Source organism: Actinomyces polynesiensis (assembly GCF_000820725.1).
GTDB classification, from domain to species: Bacteria; Actinomycetota; Actinomycetes; order Actinomycetales; family Actinomycetaceae; genus Pauljensenia; species Pauljensenia polynesiensis.
Window position 1 is genome coordinate 1 of record NZ_CCXH01000277.1, and the last position, 4,061, is coordinate 4,061.

Sequence of the window (4,061 nt, forward strand, 5' to 3'; positions counted from 1 at the left end):
GTGGGCCACGTGGGAGACTGTCCCCGTGAGGAGCCCGACCACCGGCGACGGCGCACGGGGGGACTCCCCTGCGTCCGGCCCGGTCGCGCCCGGACGGAACGTGCCCGGCCCGGTCCCTCCCGAGCCACCCTGCTCCCTCCCCCGCCGGGCCGCGCGCCCCACGCGCGGAGGGCGGCGGCGTCTCATCCTCCTCGACATCGACGGCACGCTCATCGACCGCGACCAGCGCATGCCCGACAGCGCCCGCTGGGCCTGCCGACGCGCGCTGGGTGCCGGACACGTCCTCATGCTGTGCACCGGGCGTTCCCTGCCCGAGGTCTATCCCTGGCTGTTCGACCTGGGCGTGGCCGGCATCGTGGCCGCGGGTGGTGGGTACGTCCGGGTGGGCGCGACGGTCCACAGCGACATCCGCCTCGGCCGCGCGGCCATCGAGGAGGTCAGCGCGGAGCTCGAGTCCCTCGGCGCGGACTGGGTCTGGGCCTCGCCGGACTCCTTCAACCCCTCGCCGGGCTTCCTGCGTTCGTTCACGGACCCCGACTCCGGCCCCCACCCGGGTGCGTCTTGGGTGGAGTACGTGCGACAGGTGTCGCCCTGGGTGCACGAGGGCCTGCCCATGACGGCGTCGAAGTGCACCTTCACCCTCCCCGCCGACCGTCCCGCCACCGTCGCCTCGGTCATCGACCACTTCCGGGGACGCCACCACGTGATCCCCGGCTCCCTCGGACCCGGTGGCCGCACGGGAGAACTCGTCCCCCTGGGCGTGGACAAGGGCGTCGGGCTGCGTCTGGCGGCGAAGGTGCTCGGCGTCCCGCGCGCGGACACGGTGGCCCTCGGGGACTCGGAGAACGACCTCGCGATGATGGAGGCGGCCGGGACGTCGGTGGCCATGGGCAACGCCTGCGCCCCCGTCAGGGCCGTGGCCGACTCCGTCACCACGCCCGTCGACCGTGACGGGGTGGCCCGGGCCTTCGAGGCGCTGGGACTCGTGCAGCCGGGCCGGGGCCCCGCTCCGTGGATGCCCCCGGCCACTGACCGCTGACCGCCCACGGTCGGCCGCCTGCCTGTCCCCGTCTGCCACTGACCGCGCCGGAGGGTGCGTACACCCGCCACGCACCGGCCTCAGCGGTGCTGCCCGGGGTCCTCGTGGTGGGCGAAGAGCCGCCGGGTCGTCAGGTCCGCTCCCGTGAGGACGCCCCCACGCGCGAGCAGCCTGCCGTGCTCCCAGTTCGAGAGTCCGAGCTCGGGCTGGTCCAGGGCGTACTGGCCGTCGACCCACCGGGTGAACCCGTCACCGACGAAGGGGGCGTCGACCTCACGCCGGAACCGTTCCTGCGCCGTGGGGTCCTCCGCGATGAGGGAGGCGACGAAGTGGGGACTGTACCGATTGACGAGGGCGACCGCCTCCTCCAGGTCATCGACCACCACGAGGGAGAACTCCGGAGTCTCCTCCCACTCCCACTCGTGGGCGAGCCCATCGGCCGGGATGACGCTGGCGCGCGGCTCGGAGTGGGTCCCGTCGGCGCGCACCACCTCGATCGTGCGGGTGAACTCCCCGGGGTCGACCCACTCCCGGCTCCCCTCCTCGACGTGGATCCGCGCCTCGCCGGACCGTCGGGCGGCAGCGGCGTCGGCGCCGCGCAGCAGCTCGGGCACCAGCTCACCCGCCCGGTCGGCGGGGACCACCGCCACGTTGAGCGTGTTGCAGACCTTGCGGTCCAGGGAGTGGCGGACGGCCGCCGCGAACCGGTGGGTGTCGGCCGAGGAGTCGGCCACGAGCCACGCGCCGCCCGTACCGTGTGCGGAGACGGGAACGCCGGCCTGGCGGGCGACGGCGGAGAGTTCCATGACCGCCCTCCCGGTCCCACGGGTCACCGCCAGGGCGAGCCGGGGGTCGCTGAAGAGCGCCCATCCCGCGGACCTGTCCCGCACCGGCACGATCGAGATCGCGCCGGTGGGCAGCCCCGCCGAGACCAGGGCAGGGGCGAGGGCGAGGTCACGGATCGCGCCCGCGGTTCCCAGGGCGTCCCCACCGATGCGCAGCACAGCTGTGTTGCCGGTGGCCAGGACGCCGGCGGCGTCCGCGAGGACGTTCGGCCGGCCCTCGAACACGAAGGCGATGACCCCGAGCGGAGCCGTCACCACCGACACGTACCACCCGTCGTGCTCCACCCGGGCGACCTCAGGACCGGAGGCGGCACCGGGGTGGCGCAGGCGCGCCGCCCATCCACGCAGCCCCTCGGCCATGTCATCGCGCACCGCAGGGGTGACGGCCAGCCGGGTCGTGGACCGTCCCAGTTCCCTGGCACGCTCGACGTCGGCGGCATTGGCCGTCCGGATCTGGGTCCACTCCTGCTCCAACCGGTCGGCGAACTCGAGGAAGAAGCGCGCGACCTGCTCCTCCGTCACCGCGGACATGGCCCGGAAGGCGCCCACGGCGGCGTCGACCTGCTCGCGCACGGCGGTGCGCACCGGGGAGGGAACGTGGAGCAGGGCCCCCGTCTCCTGGACGACGTAGAGGGCGTCGCCCTCGTGGAAGTCGCGGGCGAGCTCCTCATCGACGGTGGTCACGCGGTCGCCCCCGAAGGGGATCGGGGTCCCTGCGACCAGGGAGGTGAGGGGACCGGTCCCGGGTCGGGACGGTGGTGGGGTCGTCATCGCGTCCTCCTGGCTCGGCGGTCCGGTGGGTGAAATCCTACGACGGACCGGGCACCACCGCCGTGCCCCCCGCGCCGTGACGGGTCGGCGGGGAGATCCTGCGTCCGTGGCCTCCCGTGCCGCACCGTGCCGTGTCGCGGGAGCCGGGTGCCCGTCGCCCCGTCCTCGCCGCCGTGCACCGTCCACGCCACCGCCCCGGAAGGCCCGGTGGTCACTCCAGCCGTTGCGAAATACCCCCTAGGGGTATAACGTCGAATGTGGACAGCGGTCCCGGCGGGCGCGGATGGCACGCAACCGCCCCGGGACCGACGCATCGAGGGGAAGGACGTGGACGCGATGTCGGAGACACCCGGCAACCCCGACCACCACACATCCGGGGGCACCGACGGGGGCGGACCGGAGCGGCACGACATGCACGCGGACATGCACATGGACACGGACCATGAGCACATGGACATGCACGCAGGCCACCACGACATGCCCGCCGCGGCAACGACGACCGCAGGCGGCGAGAGCGACGCCCGCACGGGCCGTCCCGACATGGACGGCATGCCCATGGACCATCCTCACGGGGACGCCCACACGGGTCACCACGACATGGCCGGTATGGACATGGGTGGCATGGGCGGCATGCACATGGGACCCGGTGGTCACGCCCATCACGTCGAGCGGTTCCGCCGCCTGTTCTGGGTGATGCTGGTCCTCTCCGTGCCCGTCGTCGCCTTCTCCCCGGCCACCTCCATGCTCCTCGGCCACGATCTGGTCGACGCCACCTGGGCGAGCTGGGTCGCGCCGCTCCTCGGCACCGTCATGTACGTCTGGGGCGGGTCCCCGTTCCTCCAGGGCGCGGTCGGCGAGCTCCGCTCGCGCCGCCCCGGGATGATGCTCCTGGTCGCCATGGCGATCACGGTCGCCTTCCTCTCCTCCTGGGCCGCCAGCCTCGACCTGGTCGACCACGCCCTCGACTTCTGGTGGGAACTCGCCCTCCTGGTCGTCATCATGCTGCTCGGCCACTGGCTCGAGATGCGCTCGCTGGCACAGACCGGCTCCGCCCTCGACTCCCTGGCGGCCCTGCTCCCCGACACCGCCGAGCTCGTCACCGCAGAGGGGACCACCACCGTGGCTCCCGCGGACCTGCACCCCGCGGACGTCGTCGTCGTCCGCCCCGGCGGGCGTGTGCCCGCCGACGGCCGCGTCGTCCAGGGGCACGCCGCGGTCGACGAGTCACTCGTCACCGGCGAGTCGCGTCCGGTGGAACGCCACGAGGGCGACCGCGTGGTGGCCGGGACCGTCGCCACCGACTCCGGGCTGCGCGTCGAGGTGACCGCGGTCGGCGAGGACACCGCCCTGGCCGGCATCAGGCGCCTGGTCGAGCAGGCCCAGTCCTCCACCTCACGCGCCCAGAG

The 4,061-nt window shown here is 73.8% G+C and carries 3 protein-coding genes; 2 read left to right on the top strand and 1 reads right to left on the bottom strand.

Features of this window, described 5'->3' with window-relative positions; translation table 11 throughout:
• Positions 1–1,039, top strand: a 1,039-nt coding sequence (locus TA90_RS11555) for an HAD family hydrolase (RefSeq protein ID WP_052450821.1), incomplete at its 5' end; no start/stop codon positions are given.
• An 80-nt stretch (positions 1,040–1,119) separates the two neighbouring features.
• Here the strand turns inward: TA90_RS11555 and TA90_RS11560 are convergent.
• Positions 1,120–2,655, bottom strand: coding sequence for an aldehyde dehydrogenase family protein (locus TA90_RS11560; RefSeq protein WP_052450822.1), 1,536 nt, complete (start codon positions 2,653–2,655; stop codon positions 1,120–1,122).
• Between the two features lie 336 nt (positions 2,656–2,991).
• Between TA90_RS11560 and TA90_RS11565 the strand changes: the two genes are divergently transcribed.
• Positions 2,992–4,061: P-type ATPase actuator domain-containing protein (locus TA90_RS11565; protein WP_456236339.1), on the top strand; the 1,070-nt coding region annotated here is incomplete at its 3' end.

Bases quoted from the DNA above. Each gene is read 5' to 3' on its own strand.
- TA90_RS11560 (WP_052450822.1), bottom strand. From the start codon at position 2,655: ATGACGACCCCACCACCGTCCCGACCCGGGACCGGTCCCCTCACCTCC.